Annotated in this window: 12 protein-coding genes; all 12 read left to right on the top strand. The window is 40.6% G+C overall.

Going from position 1 to position 18643, the window contains the following annotated elements; all coding sequences use genetic code 11:
• Positions 1-101 precede the first annotated feature (101 nt).
• The 12 genes from LV83_RS16560 (at position 102) to LV83_RS16505 (ending at position 18585) form a co-directional block, all read left to right on the top strand.
• The gene (locus LV83_RS16560; RefSeq protein WP_111612676.1) at positions 102-2300 is read left to right on the top strand and encodes a peptidase domain-containing ABC transporter; all 2199 of its coding nucleotides are present in this window, start codon (positions 102-104) and stop codon (positions 2298-2300) included.
• 2 nt (positions 2301-2302) lie between these two features.
• On the top strand, positions 2303-3607 hold the full coding sequence (locus tag LV83_RS16555) for an HlyD family secretion protein (protein WP_111612675.1): 1305 nt from the start codon (positions 2303-2305) through the stop codon (positions 3605-3607).
• 6 nt (positions 3608-3613) lie between these two features.
• The gene (locus tag LV83_RS16550) at positions 3614-4702 is read left to right on the top strand and encodes a lanthionine synthetase LanC family protein (protein WP_111612674.1); all 1089 of its coding nucleotides are present in this window, start codon (positions 3614-3616) and stop codon (positions 4700-4702) included.
• 4 nt (positions 4703-4706) lie between these two features.
• Entirely contained in the window at positions 4707-5483 is a 777-nt protein-coding gene (locus tag LV83_RS16545; protein ID WP_111612673.1) for a galactosyltransferase-related protein, read from the top strand.
• Positions 5484-5536: 53 nt separating this feature from the next.
• On the top strand, positions 5537-6910 hold the full coding sequence (locus tag LV83_RS16540) for a glycosyltransferase family 2 protein (protein WP_111612672.1): 1374 nt from the start codon (positions 5537-5539) through the stop codon (positions 6908-6910).
• 249 nt (positions 6911-7159) lie between these two features.
• On the top strand, positions 7160-7375 hold the full coding sequence (locus LV83_RS16535; RefSeq protein WP_111612671.1) for a hypothetical protein: 216 nt from the start codon (positions 7160-7162) through the stop codon (positions 7373-7375).
• Positions 7376-7562: 187 nt separating this feature from the next.
• Positions 7563-7949, top strand: a complete 387-nt coding sequence (locus LV83_RS16530; RefSeq protein ID WP_111612670.1) for a plasmid mobilization protein — start codon at positions 7563-7565, stop codon at positions 7947-7949.
• A 1-nt stretch (position 7950) separates the two neighbouring features.
• The gene (locus tag LV83_RS16525) at positions 7951-9168 is read left to right on the top strand and encodes a relaxase/mobilization nuclease domain-containing protein (RefSeq protein ID WP_111612669.1); all 1218 of its coding nucleotides are present in this window, start codon (positions 7951-7953) and stop codon (positions 9166-9168) included.
• 8 nt (positions 9169-9176) lie between these two features.
• Entirely contained in the window at positions 9177-11156 is a 1980-nt protein-coding gene (gene mobC / locus LV83_RS16520) for a conjugal transfer protein MobC (protein ID WP_111612668.1), read from the top strand.
• Positions 11157-12153: 997 nt separating this feature from the next.
• Positions 12154-14514, top strand: a complete 2361-nt coding sequence (locus LV83_RS16515; RefSeq protein ID WP_111612667.1) for an ABC transporter permease — start codon at positions 12154-12156, stop codon at positions 14512-14514.
• A gap of 96 nt (positions 14515-14610) precedes the next feature.
• Positions 14611-17046, top strand: a complete 2436-nt coding sequence (locus tag LV83_RS16510; protein ID WP_111612666.1) for an ABC transporter permease — start codon at positions 14611-14613, stop codon at positions 17044-17046.
• A 558-nt stretch (positions 17047-17604) separates the two neighbouring features.
• Entirely contained in the window at positions 17605-18585 is a 981-nt protein-coding gene (locus LV83_RS16505) for an ArdC family protein (protein WP_111612665.1), read from the top strand.
• Positions 18586-18643 lie beyond the last annotated feature (58 nt).

The following is an 18643-nucleotide window of genomic DNA, read 5'->3' as shown; positions in this document are numbered from 1 at the left end:
CAATTGTAGGGAATTCAATTCTTTATTGGTAATAATTATTTTGTGCAATTATACACAAAGCTGTTTATAGATGCTGTCTATATGATTAATAAAAATTTCTGATGAGTAAGTTTCCATTCTACAAACAGCCCGATGGGAAAGATTGCGGTCCTACATGCCTACGCATTATAGCAAAGTATTATGGAAAGCTGATATCATTGCAGGAGATTAGGGGCCTTTCCGAAACTACACGGTCTGGTAGTAATCTTCTCAAACTTAGCGATGCCGCAGAAGCAATTGGGTTTAAGACGTTAGGAGCGAAGTTGGATTTTAAAAGATTGGAGCACGCTCAGTTACCCCTGATTGTACACTGGGATAAAAATCACTTTGTGGTAGTATATAAAATTAATAAAGGCAAGGTCTATTTATCTGACCCAGCTCATGGATTGATTCAGCTTACAAAGGAAGAGTTTATCTCGCGTTGGATTGGTAACAATGCTTCGGATGAGAGTAAGGAAGGAATAACGTTGCTACTCGAAGCGACCCCTCAGTTCAAAAAAATGAAGTGGGAAAGCGTGGATAAACGCTCACTGGGTTTCCTTTTCCAATATCTGTTCAAGTATAAAAGTCTGATTATACAACTGGGTATTGGTTTACTTGTAGGAAGTTTGCTTCAATTGATTTTTCCATTTTTAACTCAGAGTATTGTTGATATTGGGATTCAAAACCAGGATATCGGGTTTATCTACCTTGTTTTGATAGCACAGGTAATGCTATTTTTAGGACGGACAAGTGTTGAGGTATTCCGCAGTTGGATCCTACTCCACCTTAGTACCCGGGTAAATATTTCCTTAGTATCCGATTTTTTTATCAAGCTGATGAATTTGCCTATTTCCTTCTTTGACACAAGGATGACTGGGGATATTATGCAGCGGATTGGGGATCATAGGCGTATAGAAAACTTGCTTACTGGTACGGCATTGAATACCTTCTTTTCTTTTTTCAACCTCTTTGTTTTCGGTGGAGTATTGATTTATTACAGCCCTATGATCTTCATGATATTTATGGGAGGAAGCATAGTTTATATCCTATGGATTTTCTACTTTCTAAAACGTAGGAAAGAACTGGATTACATGCGCTTTGCCCAGCTCAGCCAGGAACAAAGTACCGTGATCGAACTGATCAATGGAATGCAGGAGATCAAGTTGCACAATGCAGAAACCCAAAAACGCTGGAAATGGGAATTTGTCCAGGCCAGTCTTTTTAATGTTTCCATTAAGACTCTGGCTCTAGAGCAGACCCAAGGAGTGGGATCTTCAGTTATCAATGAGCTAAAAAATATTTTAGTCACTTTTGCCTCTGCTCTTTTGGTAATAGAGGGTCAGCTTACATTGGGGATGATGCTGTCTCTGCAATATATTATAGGCCAACTCAACGGCCCGATTATGGGCCTCGTGACTTTTGTCCGTACCTATCAGGATGCCAAGATCAGCCTGGAGCGACTTAATGAGATCCACGACAAAGAAGACGAGGAAAATAGGAATAGGCAATTGGTTTATAAGATTGTGCCTGGCGAGGATTTAAATGTTAGTAAGCTCAGCTTTCGATATCTAGGAGCCGAGGAAAATGTCCTCAAAGAAATAAGTCTCACTGTTCCTAGACAGAAAATTACAGCAGTAGTGGGCGCTAGTGGATGTGGGAAAACCACCTTGATGAAACTCCTTCTAAAATTTTATGAGCCAAATGAGGGTGAAATCTATTATGGTAAACATAGTTTTGATTCCATATCGCCCCGCAGTTGGAGAGACCATTGTGGAGTTGTGATGCAGGAAGGCTATGTGTTTAATGATAATATCGCTGCAAATATTGCAGTGGGAGAGGAAGTTGTTGATCTCGATCGATTGGTGATGGCTTCAAAAACTGCCAATATCTATGACTTTATACAATCCCTTCCTTTAAGATTCAACACTAAAATAGGAAATGAAGGGGTTGGAATCAGTACTGGGCAAAAACAACGTTTGTTTATTGCACGTGCTGTATATAAAAATCCGGAGATCTTGTTTTTTGACGAAGCAACCTCTGCCTTGGATGCTAAAAACGAACGGATTGTAATGGAAAACCTAAACCATTTTATGAAAGGAAAGACGGTCTTCATCATCGCTCACCGACTAAGTACAGTGAGAAATGCAGATCAGATCATCGTAATGGATGAAGGGGGAATTAAGGAGACAGGATCCCATGAAGAATTGGTTTTACAAGAAGGAGTTTATTACAATCTGGTCAAAAATCAATTGGAACTGGGAAAAATTAGAGAAAACTAGGAATGCCTGAAAATCTCCATAATATTGACAATCTGCAGCTCAGATCTGAAGAGGTGCAGGAGATTATTACAACTCCTCCTGCATGGCTGATCCGGTGGGGGATCACTATGGTTTTTTTAATAACCTGTGTTTTGATTTTTTTGTCCTTTTTCATCAAATATCCCGATTTTATCATGTCTAGGGTGATGGTTACCACGGTAGAACCAACGGAAAAGATAATAGCCAGAACTTCAGGTCAGATCGATAGGCTTTGGGTGGACAACGGAGAAAAAGTTCAGGCCGGTCAGCCATTGGCAAGTATTAAAAGCACTTCTGATGTTAGCAGTGTAATGTTACTGAAAAAGCTACTGAATGAGGTTCCATTTGGAGAGAGAAATAGGTTTTTCTTTCCGATAGATTCTCTTTCGGATGTAGTCTTGGGAGAGATTGAACTGGCATTTGTGGAGTTTGAGCAAAGCTACATGGAATTCAAACTACTAGAAAGGCTTCAGCCATCTCAGGTTCAGCTCGAAGGGAACCGGCAGTCAATTCAGGAAATTCATGGACGACTTACAAGCCAATTGGCTCAAAAAGAAATTCTGGAGAGGAAGGTTAGCTTGGTAGAGAAGGATTTTAATCGAAACAAAAAACTCTATGAAGGTGGTATAATTGCTGCCAAAGACTTTGAGAGCCGAGAAATGGAATACCTTCAGATACAAGAAAATGTCAATGGAATGGCGATAACCATTTCTCAGCTTCGAGAAGCTTTGGTTAATGCGGGGCAAACCCTAAAAAGTACACATGTGATCAAAGAGCAGGATGAGTCTAGGTCATTAATTAATCTGATCCAGTCCTATCATGGTTTGAAACGGGCTGTAAAGGAATGGGAGCGTAATTATGTGTTGGTTTCCTCCACCGATGGTGAGGTTAGCTACCAGGCAGTTTGGGGGGAGCATCAATTTGTCCAGTCCGGAGAGCACGTCTTTTCCATATTACCTGACCAGCGTTCTGAACTTCTGGGTAAAATGATTGTCTCTTCGCAAAATACGGGTAAAATCTTTATGGGACAGCGAGTATTGATCAAGTTGGATAATTTTCCTTTTCAGCAATTTGGAACCCTTAGGGGGGAAGTAGGAAGTATGTCAGTCTCCCCAGATGCAGAGGGTAATTATGTAGTATATAGCTCCCTGCCAGAGGGGACGAAAACCTCCTATGGAAAGGAGATACAACTAAAGCAAGAACTACTGGGTACGGCCGAGATCATTACAGAAGATCTGAGTGTAGCTGAAAGGCTGTTTTTCAAACTGAAATCAGTGACTGAATATTAAAAATAGATGAATTATATGGTAAAAGCATTGGAAAAACTTCAGGAAATCAACGGGTGTCTGATGGGAATTGCAAAAGGAGAAAATGAGTTAGGGTTGCTGAATGGGAAGCTGGGTTTGAGTATCTACTTCTATCATTTTGCAAGGAAAACCGGAAACCCCGATTTTCTGGAAGAAGCTGAGAATCTGATAGAAGAGATTTTCGAAAAGCTAAGTGAAGCAAAACTTCCGGCAGATTTCGAAAATGGTCTGGCTGGTATTGCATATGGTATCAGCTATTTGGTTAATTTAGACTTTGTTGATGCGGATCTCGACAATACCTTGGGAGATCTAGACGACAGAATTTTTAAGTTTTTGGAAGATCAAAAAGGCAAGCTATCAGCGAATTTAAGGAATGGGCTCCTCGGATACTTAATTTATAGTCTTGATAGACTGGAGAGTTCCTTGAAATCAGGGCATCAGTCAAATACATATATTTTTCAAAAACTCTCAGCAGGACTAATCAATCAACTGGGACAATTGATTGAGGAAGAAAAATTTCAGGACAGGGAGCCACAATTATTCAATATCTTTTGGGATCTACCAATTGTACTGATTTTACTGGCAAAGGCAAAAAGTTTAGAGATAAACGTGTTTAAAGTGGACCGGATTCTTGACTTCCTCCTTCCAAACTTGCTAGCTCTTTACCCTCGTCTAAACAGCAATAGATTGTATCTGTTGCTGGGAGTCGAAACAGTGTTAAAGAAGATTAATCATCTTGGTTTAAGAAAACATGCCTTATTTTTAAAGGAATCCATTGATATGGAGACGATTTTCAACTCTGAGTGTAAAAACCTTAATATTTCAGTTACAGATGGTGCTAGCGGCTTGCGGCTTATAGGAGAGAAACTAAACAAGATTTACGGGGATATTGAATCGATTTTGATCTCAGATGAGCACGTTCTTAATAAGATCAACAAGTCAGCATGTTGGGGTGGGAATGATTTTTATAACCCTTTCAAAAAAAGTATTGGCTTGTCTTCCGGTCTGTCAGGAGTAGCTTGGGCTTTAATTGAGATGTTAGAAGTAGAAGAAAAATCTATGAGAGTAAACCTTTAATATTATGGATAAGTTAAACTTAAATGATTTTACTTTTTTGATTCCCTTGCGAATTGATACAGTTAATCGCCTGGAGAATACCTTGGTTACCATTGAGCATATAATGAGTAATTTTAAAACTGAGGTATGTGTATTAGAGGCTTCGGGAAGAAATACCGGATTATTGCATAGGTTATTGCCTCGAGAGGTAAATTATGTATTTATAGAAGATATGGATACGATCTTTCATCGGACTAGGTACATCAATCATCTAGTTAAGTCTGTTGACACTGAGTATATCATCGTGTGGGACACGGATATCATAGTTCCCGTTGAACAGATCGTTAAATCAGTTGATTTGTTGAGAAAAAAGGAAGCTGATTTTGTTACTCCGTATAAGGATAATTTTTTGGATACTTCTGAAACATTACGGGAGCTCTACATCCAGACACGAGACCTTGGAATTCTTGAAATGCATCAGGGTAAAATGAAGGCATTGTACAATCCCAATCCTGTAGGGGGAGCATTTATGGCTCATAGGCAAACCTACATTGAAGCAGGAATGGAAAACGAAAAGTTTTACGGTTGGGGAAGGGAAGACGGGGATCGGCTGAACCGTTGGAAGATTTTGTGTCATAAACATGAGCATGTTGAGGGGATTCTTTATCACCTGACTCATGAGCGTGGAGTAAACAGCACTTTTCATAGTCCCAATCAAGACAATAGAAAGATGGCAGAAATTCACAGGTCTGTAGCTATGTCCAAAGAAGAGCTGAAGGAGGAAATTAAAATGTGGAAATAATTTAGAAGAATAATTAGAAAATTTTCTACTTTTTTGATGCGAATTCCTTATATATGATAAGCCCACAAATCTCCATTATAATGCCTTGCTTCAATGCCGAAAATTACCTCGATTCAGCTATAGAAAGCATTATTTCTCAGAGCTTTTCAAACTTTGAACTCCTAATTATTGATGATGGATCTTGTGATAGTTCTACGAATATAATTCATAGTTTCAATGATGATAGGATTTTTTATTTTCGATTAGAAGAAAATATGGGAAGTAACTTTGCGAAAAATTTTGGAATTCGTAAGGCAAAGGGAAGGTATATAGCTCTGGCTGATGGTGATGATATTTCTTTGCCGGAAAGATTGAAGACTCAGTACGATTTTATGGAGAATTCAGATGCTTTTTGCATTGGATCCCAATATTTAAGTATTGATAAGGAAGGGGATTTAATAGATAAAGTAATACGTCCCTTGGATTTTGAAATGGTAAAAATTTTTTTACTTGCAGATAATTACATTCATCAGCATACTTGGTTTTTTAGAAATCCTTTCCTTTATAAACATCATTGTCTATTCAAGAATTTTTTTCAATACTCGGATGGGTATAACTTTATAGTTTCAATTTCGCAATTTTTTAAGGTTCAAAATTTACCTGACTTCCTTGTGAAATATCGGGTTCACAAGGAACAATTATCTATTCATGAAAGTCGTAAGCGCACTATTTCAGGTGATAATATCAGAAGAAGGCAACTTGAAAATTTTAAATTCAAATTTACAAAACAAGAATTGTCCCTCCATCTTACCTTGCTACGCCGAGGGTATTTAGATGATGTAGAAATCTCGCAGATTGAGAACTGGATCAATAAAATATTAGAGGCCAATGAAGTAAGAAAGATTTATGATAGTGATCTCTTATATACATTTTTTGCTGATCTAGGGCTAAGAGCTATTGAAAATAATAAATTGGGTATTTGGTCTATAGAAAAGACCCTTCTGAATTATCTTAATGAACTTTCGCTAAAACCCTTAGCTATTCTTGAATTTGGATCTGGAATGGGTACTGAGGCTCTTCTAAAGAATCATAACGTAACCAGTATTGAGCATAATATTGAATTTTGCACGCAAAGGTCAGAACGACATCATTGTCTTCTAGCACCGATAGAAAATGGGTGGTATAAAGTTGAACAGGTAGAATCAGTTCTAATAAAGAAAAAATATGACTTTGTTTTAGTCGATGGCCCCCCTGGGGATTTAAGAAGTGGGATTTTAAATCATATTTCTCTTTTTAGGTCACTCGATAGTGTTTATATTTTTGATGATATTAATAGAAAGGAGGATTTTGAAATTATGGAGAGCTTTTGTAGTAGTTTGAGTTTGACCTACAAAATCATTGAAGGGGATAAGAAAAAATTTGCAGTTTGCAGTAAGGAGAATTTTTAACCTTTATGAAGTTGACAAGAAGTACTCTTAAATATTCTCGACGTTATTTGATAGTGTCATTTCTGAATAATGATAATCAGGTTATTCTTATTTTTTTATAGTTAGAATTCACCACTTAACCTTCTTTCTTCATAGTGCTAAAGTTAGTGTCTTTTAAGCGTGAAAAATTCCTTCCCCTTTCTGATTTCAGTGTGACCTTTCCAACACACACTACCACACTTTTGAGCTTCATCAAAAACGATAATCGTTATGAATCTCGAAACTCAGAATCTCAATTTTTCAAGAAACGTTCCACCGACGCTGGAACAAGTACAAGCCTACTTTAACTCTCTTCACGTCCCTGTTACCGAAGCAGAGGTTTTCTATTTCTATTACCAGGGAATGGACTGGCGTAATGAAATGGGGTCAGCTATCCGTGATTGGATAATGGCCGCTGACGACTGGGTTTGGAACCTGGAAAACTGATTCTTTTTAACACGTAAATAATTTTCTCCATCTACAATCAAATGCTATCCTGCTGATAGTAGTATGCATTGCGTGTTGGCAATGAGCAAGATGTAGGATTGTCTGACGCCAATCCGATCTTGCCCACAGCTGCCGGAGTTGCAGTGGTGATAAAATACTCCGAAGTCGCATTTTAAATGAGTGTCTCATGAAGAAACGAACGGTTCACTATCCGGTAAGAAAGACTATTCGATTTAAGTCAGAAGAGGTTGAAAAGTTGGAAGGCCTTTTGAAAAAAAGTGCGTATTGCCAGACAATAAGTGAGTTGGTCAGGGCAATGCTTTTTAAAAGAAGGCTGACTATAAATTCTAGGAATGAGTCCTTTGATCAAGTCCAAAATGAGTTAGGTATACTTAGGAATGAGCTCAACAAAATCGGAGTGAATATCAACCAGATTACACACTATTTTCATATGAAGGCTGAGCCTGAAGAGAGAAAGTTTTTTGTTGCCGAATTGCTTCCACACCTGGAGCTTACCAAACGTAAGATAGGCGAAGTCTATGCTTTGATTGAAGGGTTAAAAAGGATCAAATAAGTTGGTTGCAAAAATCATAACTGGAAAGACAATAGGAGGAGTGATCCGATATAATGAACAGAAGGTGTCATCCGGACAGGCAAGCTTGTTAGAGATGGGAGGTTTTGCATTCCAAGAACTTTCAGTGGCCGAGAAGATCAGAAACTTTGAGCAGCTGCAGAAACTAAATTCTCGAACAAAAACCAATGCAGTTCATATTTCATTAAACTTCTCCTCAAGGGATAAGTTGGACGAATTGAAAATGCAGCAGATTGCGTCTGATTACCTGATTGGAATCGGGTTTGGGGAACAGCCGTATTTGCTTTATCAGCATTATGATTCAGCCCATCCCCATGTGCACGTTGTTACTACCAATATTTCAAGGGATGGAAAGCGGATTGAAACGCATAACCTAGGCAAGGTGCTGTCAGAACAGACCCGAAAGGAAATTGAGCGCCGATACCATCTTGTAAAAGCGGAAGAGCAGCGAAAGCAAAAAGTCAATCTGCTTAAGCCTTTGGAAAAAGCGAGTTATGGAGCCCGGGAAACAAAAGCAGCTATTTCCAATATAGTGTCAGAGGTAATTAGAACCTATAGTTTCACTTCTTTACCGGAACTGAATGTGGTTTTGGGCCAATTTAATGTAGGTGCCTATCGGGGTGAACCGGATAGTGAAATGTTTAAGAATAAGGGGCTTGTCTATGCAGTTCTCGATCCAGAGGGGAATAGAATCGGAATTCCCATCAAAGCCAGTTCTATTTACAGTAAACCTACTTTGGCTAAGCTTGAATTAAGTTTTGTGCGAAACAAAGAGAGCCGTAAGCCTTTCAGAAATGCCGTCCGTGAAGCTGTGCTCGATGCATTGGGTGCATGTAAATCTCAGGAAGACCTTACAGCCAGACTCAGAAGTAAAGGCATCCGACCGGTATTCAGAGTCAATTCAGAGGGTAGATTGTATGGGATAACCTATGTGGACAATGTCAGTCGTTCGGTGTTCAATGGTTCGGCTTTGGGTAAGGAATTAGCTGCTAATGCGCTTGCTGTTAGATTTTCGATGGACTCTGCTCTTCCCAATGGACCGGAAATACAGCAGGAGGTAAGAATAAGTGGGCAGCAAAGTGAGCCAGACACAAGAATTCCCAGTCTGGATATTTCTTTGGATTCTTACCAACCGGAAGGCCCAACCCCTTATGAGCTGAGGCAAAAGAAAAAGAAAAGGCGCAAAAAGCGAATTCAATAAACGAGTCTATGCAAACCGGAGAAAATACGGAGGGGTTAAGAAAGATCATTGATCTTACCAGGAAGGCAAGTATTGGAATGCTGTGTCTGCATTGCTATTACTACTGTTATCATTCCTTCGATCAATGGGGACTTACGCATCCTGTTTCAGAAAGACTTCTGGTCAATATTCGGGATACGGGCGTGTTTAATGAATTCTATATTACCAAAGCTTTTGCGTTGGGCCTTTTGCTGATTTCCTTGATCGGAGCGAAAGGCAAGAAGGATGATAAACTCAGAATAGCTCAGATACTCTGGCCACTGATCTGTGGCTTGTTAATTTATGCGGGCAGCTTTTTTGTCTTTTTGCTACCCTATAATGAGGATACGGTAAGTATTATTTACATAGCTATCACCAGTCTTGGGTTCATTCTTATTCTGAGGGGAGGAGCCCTTCTCAGCCGGTTGCTGAAGAACCGATTTGATCAGGGGGTGTTTAATCATTTGAACGAGACATTTCCTCAGGAAGAGCGCTGCTTGGAAAATGAATACTCGGTTAATCTTCCTGCACAATACCGACTGAAGGATAAGGTCAGAAAATCATGGATCAATATCATCAATCCCTTCCGAGCATTATTGGTGGCAGGTACGCCAGGTTCTGGAAAAAGTTACTTTGTGATCCGACATGTGATTACCCAACACATCAGTAAAGGGTTTTCCATGTTTGTCTATGACTTCAAATACGATGACCTCTCCCGAATAGCCTACAATACGCTTCAAAAGAATTTATCTGCCTACCGTATAAAGCCTAAATTCTATACTATCAATTTTGACCGCCTGTCACATACCCATCGGTGTAATCCCTTAGAGCCGGATACCATGTTGGACATTACAGATGCCTCCGAAGCAGCCCGTACTATTATGCTTGGACTGAATAGGGAGTGGATCAAAAAGCAGGGAGACTTCTTCGTAGAAAGTCCGATTAATTTTCTTACAGCTATTGTCTGGTTTCTCAAAAAGCACAGGCAAGGAAAATACTGTACGCTACCCCATGTGATTGAGTTAATGCAAGTCGAATATGAAAAGCTGTTTACTGTGCTCCGAACCGAACCGGAAATTGAAGTTCTGGTGAATCCTTTTGTCTCTGCTTTGGTTAAAAAGGCATTTGATCAGTTGGAAGGTCAGGTGGCAAGTGCCAAGATTACCATGGCACGGCTATCTTCCCCCCAACTGTATTATGTGCTTTCAGAGAGTGAATTTACACTTGACCTGAATAAACCTGATGAACCTAAAATCATCTGCATGGGAAACAATCCCCAAAAGCAGCAGGTCCATGGGGCAGTTTTATCGCTTTATATTTCAAGAATAGTGAAATTGGTCAACCAGAAGGGGAAGCTGAAATCCAGTCTGGTGTTTGACGAATTTCCCACGATTTATTTCAACGGAATTGATAACCTGATTGCCACGGCAAGATCCAACAAGGTAGCTACCTGTTTGGGGGTACAGGATTATAGCCAGCTTCGAAAGGATTATGGCAGGGAACAGGCGGATGTGATTATGAACACCGTGGGGAATTTCATCAGTGGTCAGGTTTTGGGTGATACAGCCAAACAACTTTCAGAGCGTTTTGGTAGGATTATTCAAAACCGGGAGAGTATCTCGATCAACAGTTCAGAGACATCGGTAAGTAAATCCACGCAACTGGATCAGGCGGTTCCGTCATCAAGGATATCGTCACTCTCTTCTGGTGAATTTGTGGGAATGGTAGCGGATACTCCAGATCAGAAGATTGAACTGAAAGCGTTTCATTCCGAAATCATCAATGATCATAAAGCTTTGAAGCAGGAGGAAGAAAGCTATCGCCCAATCCCTAAAGTGCGGGATATCTCACAGGAGGATGTGGAGGAGAACTACCGGAGTATTAAGCGTGAGGTGGAAGAGATTATCCGAATGGAAATGGAAAGGGTGTTGGATACGCCCGAGTTGGGACATTTGATTATTAGGGGTTGAAATCTATAAACTTGACGCGTTTATGACACTAATCAGTAGAGAAACATCAATTTAATGATAGTTTTTTGTCACAAATAGTAATAAGATTTGTGACAAAAAACTAAGGTGATTTTTAGAGGGGATAATTGAAACTCTAATAGAACAATCCTTGTAGGAGTAAGTGGTTTTTGCTTTTGCTCAATTTTATAATCATACTGGCTCGAAATATTCTTAGATAGTTAAAAACATATTATTTTTTCTATTCCTTCTTCAGCCAATTTAGCCTGATCCGGTCACACGAGGCAAAAGACTTCGGTATAAAGCCAGAGCTCTTGCCTATGCTGGTTTATTCCGTTTCCTCTTGCAGGTAGTGACGGTCTCAGGCTGGTGCAGCTTCATAAGTATTTGTAAAAACCTAAACACAAAAGACTATGAAGACTGAATTAAAAACATCAACAAACTGGTCTTTAAAAAGAAGAAGCCTCTCTCGCAAACTACGATATGGAAAATAGGTAGTTACTTTTATGACAATAAAAGTAAGGAGCGCAATCGGAAGATAATGGCCACAACACATCCGGGGATAAGCTAGCAAAGCCGACCCCGAAATCATTGGAGATCCTGCGACAAGCTTCCTGCCCCAAAATTTAAGCGTTTCGGGAAAATTGAAGAGGTTTTTATGGGAATTGATTTTCTGTCGATTACTCGTTTCACACGAACAGGTAGTACTTAGTTAATTGTTTTTGTTTCACAGACGTAATCGAATAATTTGTCCGATCACGGACGAAATTGTCCGAGCCGTAGATTTTTTTGTTTCTAAATATGCTTTTCGAATTGTTCTGAGGCTCTTTTTAGTGGCACAAAAGTGGAAATACTTTTTTAGACTCAAGAAGTAAGACATCAGTATTCATTATCAGGGGATAAGAATTGAGACATAAGAAATAAGAACCAAAAAATTAAGTAATAACCTAGTTGGGGGAACAACCTTCCAACTTTACCACCTATAAACCTTTCAACCGCAATGATCAAAAACTATATCAAAATAGCTTGGAGAAACATTCAAAGAAGTAAGGGATTTACTTTGATTAATGTCGCTGGACTTGGAATCGGGATGGCGGCGTCGATCTTGATCCTTATCTGGGTTCAATTTGAACTATCTGTAGACCGCTTTCATGAGAATTCGGATCGGGTCTATGCAAACTGGAGAAATACTGAAATGCAGGGTGATATGTTTACCTGGGATTATACACCTGCGACCTATGCACCTACAATAAAAGAACAGTTTCCCGAAGTGGAAGTGGTGGCAAGAATCACCGAGTGGGATCAATCACTTTTGACAGTAGGGGAGAGAAATTTTTACGAGGAAACTACCTTTACTGATCCCGGATTTTTCGAGATGTTTAGCTTCCAAGCATTGGAGGGGGATCCGGTAGCAGCCTTGACAGAACCGGGGAATATTGTCTTGACATCCTCTGTGGCTAAAAAGCTGTTTGGAGAGGCCTCAGCTCTGGGTAAAACCGTCTCGGTGGAAAAGCAATGGGACTTTGAGGTAAAAGCGGTAATTGAGGATTTGCCTGAGAATACAGACTTTCCTTTTACCGTCTTTTTGCCTTTCAAAAAACTGGAGGCAATGGGATGGGTGGATGATTATTGGGGAAATAATTCGTTTCGAACCTTTACCATGCTAAGTGAAGGAACTAACATTACTTCTTTTAATGAGAAGTTTAAGGATTTCACGGCCAAAAACTCAGAAATGGCTGAGGTCTCTGATTTCCTCTTTCCGATCAGGGATCTTCATTTGTATTCGAAGTTTGAAAATGGTAAGTCCGTAGGGGGGAAAATTGAAATGATCCGATTATTTGGGGTAGTTTCCATTATCGTCTTGCTCATAGCCGCCATCAACTTTGTCAACCTGAGCACTGCTCAGAGTGACAAGCGATCAAAAGAAGTAGGGATTAGAAAAATCTCAGGAGCCGGGAGAGGAATGTTGATTGGTCAGTTTCTGGCGGAATCGATTTTAATAGCTATTACTGGCTATTTGGTAGCAATTGTTATGGTTAACTTAACTTTTCCATGGTTCAAGGATTTGGTGGGACAGGAACTGGAAAATCCATTTAACCAACCTTATTTCTGGTGGATTTCTATTGGGTATGTTTTTGTCACAGGAATTTTGGCCGGAAGTTACCCTGCATTTTTGATGAGTTCGTTTCAACCTGCGATTGCAATGAAATCAAAGATGAATTCCAATCGAAGTTTTGGAATCAAGCCGCGGGAAGTTTTGGTGGTTTTTCAATTTGTGATAGTGGTAATTTTGATCTCTAGTGTTTGGATTGTGCGAGATCAGCTCAGTTACGTGCAAAATAGAGACTTGGGAATTGACAAAGACAACTTGATTTTTCACCAGGTCACAGAAAGTATTCGAAATAATAAAGCAGCTCTTCGAAACGAATTATTGGCTCTGCCAGAAGTAGCTGAAGTGAGCTATACTTTTTCTCCATTGACAAATATACATAGTGATACAGACGGCATGGAATGGCAGGGGAAAGATCCCGAGTACAGCCCAATGATTAGCAGAATGGGAACTGACGCTAACTTGGTGAAAACTGCTGGAATGGAGCTTATAGCAGGTAGGGATATTGATATTTACACATATGCAGGCGATAGTCTCTCGGCAATTGTCAATGAAAAAACGGTGGAGGTAATGGGATTGGATGATCCGATTGGGCAGGTGATTAAGGATGATTCCTTTGAGTTTACTATTGTGGGCGTGGTAAAGGATTTTATTATGGAATCACCATTCGATGATGTCATACCGATCATGGTAATGGGACCTAAGCGTAACTTAAATTTCATCCATATCCGATTTGCCGAGGGAGGTAATTATGTGAATGCTTTGACAAATGTGGAGGCTGTTTTCGATAAGTTCAACCCAGACTCTCCCTTCGATTATAAGTTCGTGGATCAGGAACATGCCCGCAAATTCAGTTCTCAGGAACGCACCGCCAAGCTTGCTGCTCTATTCACTGGATTGGCTATTTTGATTTCCTGTATGGGGCTATTAGGATTGTCGGCATTTGTGGCAGAGCAGAGAAGTAAGGAGATTTCCGTGCGGAAGGTTTTTGGAGCTTCTGTGGCAGGTTTGATTCGATTGATTTCTTCCGATTTCACCAAGCTTGTTTTGGTTTCAGTTGTGCTGGCAATCCCCGTGACCTGGTACCTGATGGATTCCTGGCTGGATACATTTGCGTATAGAATATCAATTGATTGGAAAGTATTTCTATGGACAGGAATTGTCGCAATGGTTCTTGCATTTATTACAGTGAGCTCTCAGGCGATCAAAGCGGCACTGGTAAACCCAGTTGATAGTTTAAAGAATGAGTGAGGCACGCAAAAGTGAAGAGGAGTATGAGCATTAAAGGTTGGCAGCTAATAGTGGGAAACGCTGGGGCTGATCTATTAAATTTTAAAGGCTAGTATCATGTTTTACCATTATCTCAAAATCGCACATAGGAATCTTTGGCGGAACAAAGTGTTTTCGCTGATAAATATTATGGGATTGGCAGTCGGCATGGCTGCCTGCCTACTGATTTTTAGGTACGTGGATTTTGAACTGAGCTACGATGACTTCCGAAAGCCCACGATTTATCGTGTCTCGAGTAATGCATATATGAACGGGGAACTAGTGGGGAAACGGGCCCAGACTGTTCCTGCGCTGGCACCTGCCTTTCAAAGGGATATTTCAGAGGTGATTCATGGAGCCCGTATCGTGCACACTGCTCCATTGATGTCAGATCCCGTTTTTCAAGTAGGTGATCGGAGTTTTCATGAAGAAAAAATCTATTATGCGGATTCTTCATTCCTCTCCATGTTTTCTTATAAGGTGTTGCGGGGGGATATCCAGACGGCACTTACCCAACCTGGTAGTGTAGTCTTATCTGAATCGATGTCAAAAAAATATTTTCCCGACGGAGATGCAGTAGGAGAGTCTCTAAATTTTTATATGGGAGATAGAGGTCAGACACAGTTGCTTATCAGCGGGGTTTTTGAAGATATTCCTAATAATTCCCACCTGCAATCAGATTTTCTTATCTCCTTCATTTCCTTGCCTTGGAATCTTAATGAAGATTGGGATTGGGGGAACTTCTACAATTACATCGAGATTTTGCCAGGTAGCGATGTGGCGATAGTAAAGCAAAAAATTCATGGGGTACTGGAAAAATACAGAGGGGAGACACTAGCTGAATGGCGTAAAGATGGTTATTACGAGGAGTTTGAATTGCAACCCATCCAAGGAATCCATTTGGACTCAAATCTGGAAGCGGAGGCGGAAGTAAATGGCAGCCGGCGTACCGTAACTTTTCTTATACTTATTGCTTTTTTTATCCTCGTTATTGCCTGGATCAATTACCTAAACCTGACCACTGCGAAAGCTATTGAGCGGGCAAAAGAAATTGGAATACGGAAAGTAGTGGGATCAAATAGGGGACAGTTGATCGTCCAGTTTTTGACGGAATCATGTTTGATTAACTTGGTTGCCGCACTGATGGCCCTGCTAATTTCAAATCTGCTGATGACCCCCTTTCATGACCTCACACAGGGGCATTTTGCAAAGGGGTTTGATTTAGAAATGGGGCTTGGCATCATGGGCTTGTTTTTATTCGGTATCCTTATTTCGGGATTGTACCCTGCGATAGCACTGTCATTTCAGCCGGTGCAGTTGATCAAGGGGAATTTAAAAAAAACCAAGGGTGTACAGCTCAGGAAAGCACTTGTTGTGTTCCAGTTTGCTGCATCGATTGCCCTGATTGCCGGAACATTTGGTGTACGTAAGCAGCTTGACTTTATGCAACATCAGGACATGGGTTTGGATTTGGGGCAAACGCTTATCCTTAAAGGACCTGGGATTAAAGATTCTACCTATCAGAGCCAGCTTACATTTTTCAAAAATGAAGTGCAAATGCTACCTGAGGTTGAATCTGTAAGTGTCTCTTCCAATATTCCGGGACAACAACTTAGCTGGGGAAGGTCTTTTTATCCACCCGCAAACCCAGAATTCAGGAAGGGAGTGAAAATAGTCGCTGTTGATGAAGATTTTTTCGAATTATATGGCAGAACATTTCTTGCTGGACGTAACTTTTCCCCAGAAATCACCTCTGATAGAGGAGCGGTGATTTTCAACGAAACAGCCATCCGCCAACTAGGATTCAACAGTCCAGAAGGTGCAGTCGGTCAAACAATCATTTGGGATGAATCTGATAATGATCAACATGAAAAGGAAATCTTGGGTGTGATCAGCGATTTTAACCAGCAATCTCTGCATAATGAAGTAGGTCCTATGGTTTTTGCACTGAAAGAATACCTGAACGCTCCTTGGGCAGGGGAATATTATTCATTGAAAATCACTTCAGCTGACTACCCCTTTGCATTAGAACAAATCCAAGCTAATTGGAGTGAAGCTTTTCGGGGAAGTCCCTTTGATTACTTTTTTCTTGATACCTATTTTGATAACCAGTATAAATCTGACAAGCAATTCGCAAAAGTGTTTAGCCTGTTTGCTGGTTTGGCTATCCTGATCGCGTGCCTGGGCTTATTTGGGCTATCTTCTTACATGACATTGCAGCGCACAAAAGAAATAGGGATAAGGAAAGTTTTGGGAGCCTCAGTGTTTACCATCATGTCTCTGCTTTCCCGGGAATTTATCGGGCTAATAGGTATAGCCAGTATAGTCATACTCCCGGTAGTATGGTTTTTTATGAAAAAATGGCTTGAAAATTTTGCTTATCAGATGGAGTTCCATTGGTGGCTTCTAGCGTTACCCGTGGTTCTAGTCTGGTTTATGGCTCTTATTACGATCAGTTTCCAATCCATCAAAGCAGCACTGATGAATCCGGTGAACAGTTTGAAGAGTGAGTAGCAATGGAAATAGGAATGATGAGGATTAAAAGTTCAAAAAAGAACTTGTCCCTTAAGTGCGAGTGGGATGTGCGAATGGGTGCATGGTGAATACCTCCATACTTTTTGAAACAACTTATTGATCCGTTCCTAGTTGGGTTTGGTTTTGGACTTAAATACGTTGACGCACTTAGCGTGATTTTTTTGAAAACCTGTATGAATGCTTTTAGGTAAGCAAAACCCACATCATATTTGAGTTGGTTGACCCGTGTCATTGCGATTTCCAAGATCTTTTTTGCTGCTTCAATCTCTCACTAATTCGGACCCGCGTTATTTTTCCAGCCTTTGAGTCAAAGAAAATTAGGCCTTTAATATGATCGCTTCTTTAATTCAAAATGTTTTATTTTTTCCATTCCTTCTTCCGCCAATTTAGCCTGATACCGTCACACGAGGCAAGAGACTTCGGCATAAAGCCCGCACTCCTGCCTTTGCTGATTTATTCCGATTCCTCTTGCACTTAGTGCCGGTCTCAGGCTGGTGCAGCTTCATAAGTATTTGTTAAACCAAAACACAAAAGACTATGAAGACACTAGCAAAATCATCAGCAAAACCATCGGTTAAGAGAAAAGATGGAAATGACCTTGGAAGAAACAAGTGGACACCACCAGTAAAAGGCTCATCGGATATCTATCAGAAGTTTACCGACCTGATTATTGAGAAACTGGAGCAGGGAGTTATTCCCTGGAGACAGCCTTGGCATGAGATGGGAATGCCAGCAAATTACCTGACTAAGAAACCTTACAAAGGGATCAACCTCTGGCTGCTATTATCCTGTAACCATCAGTATCCCTACTACCTGACTTTTAAACAGGCCAACTCACTGGGAGGTAAGATCAAGAAAGGTGCAAAGGCACTGCCGATCTGCTACTGGAACTTTGCCTTTCGGGACAAGAAGACTGGGAAAGTTATACCAGAAGATAGAATAGGAGAATATGATCTCAAACTGGTGAGTAAATCCGGTTTTCTCAAGGAGTTCAAGGTGTTTCCCATAGAACAGATTGAGGGAATAGACTGGGAGTTTCCAGAAATCAGCAAAGAAGAGCCAGTGCCTGATAATGAACAATGCAGGAAGATCTATGAGGAAATGCTGCGGGCACCTGAGTTGATACATTCCGGTTCCTCAGCCTACTACCGGGCAGACTTGGATCAGATTACCATGCCGGAGAAAAAACTCTTTGCATCCGCTGAGCAATATTTTGCGGTATTGTACCATGAGCTCGTCCACAGCACAGGGCACCCTTCCAGATTAAACAGGATAGGAGTTTCAGAACCTCAGCAATTTGCGTCAGAATTTTACAGTCGCGAGGAGTTGATCGCCGAGATGGGAGCGGGGTACCTGAACAACCTCACCGGGATATTGGATGAGAATCTGCTGGAGAACTCTGCAGCTTACATTCAAAACTGGCTAAACGAACTTCGCAACGACAAGCACTTACTGATAGAGGCTGCGAGCAAAGCACAAAAAGCGGTGGATTACATCCTGATGGAACCTCCGTTTTAGAACTAGGGGAGAGATCCCCTTTTTTGGTTATGGCTGAATGCTAAACAGGTTTTGGTCT

This window comes from Algoriphagus yeomjeoni (assembly GCF_003259505.1).
In the GTDB taxonomy this organism is placed as follows: Bacteria; Bacteroidota; Bacteroidia; order Cytophagales; family Cyclobacteriaceae; genus Algoriphagus; species Algoriphagus yeomjeoni.
The sequence above is the reverse complement of the archived record's forward strand: the minus strand, read 5'-3'. Positions and strand labels throughout refer to the sequence as shown.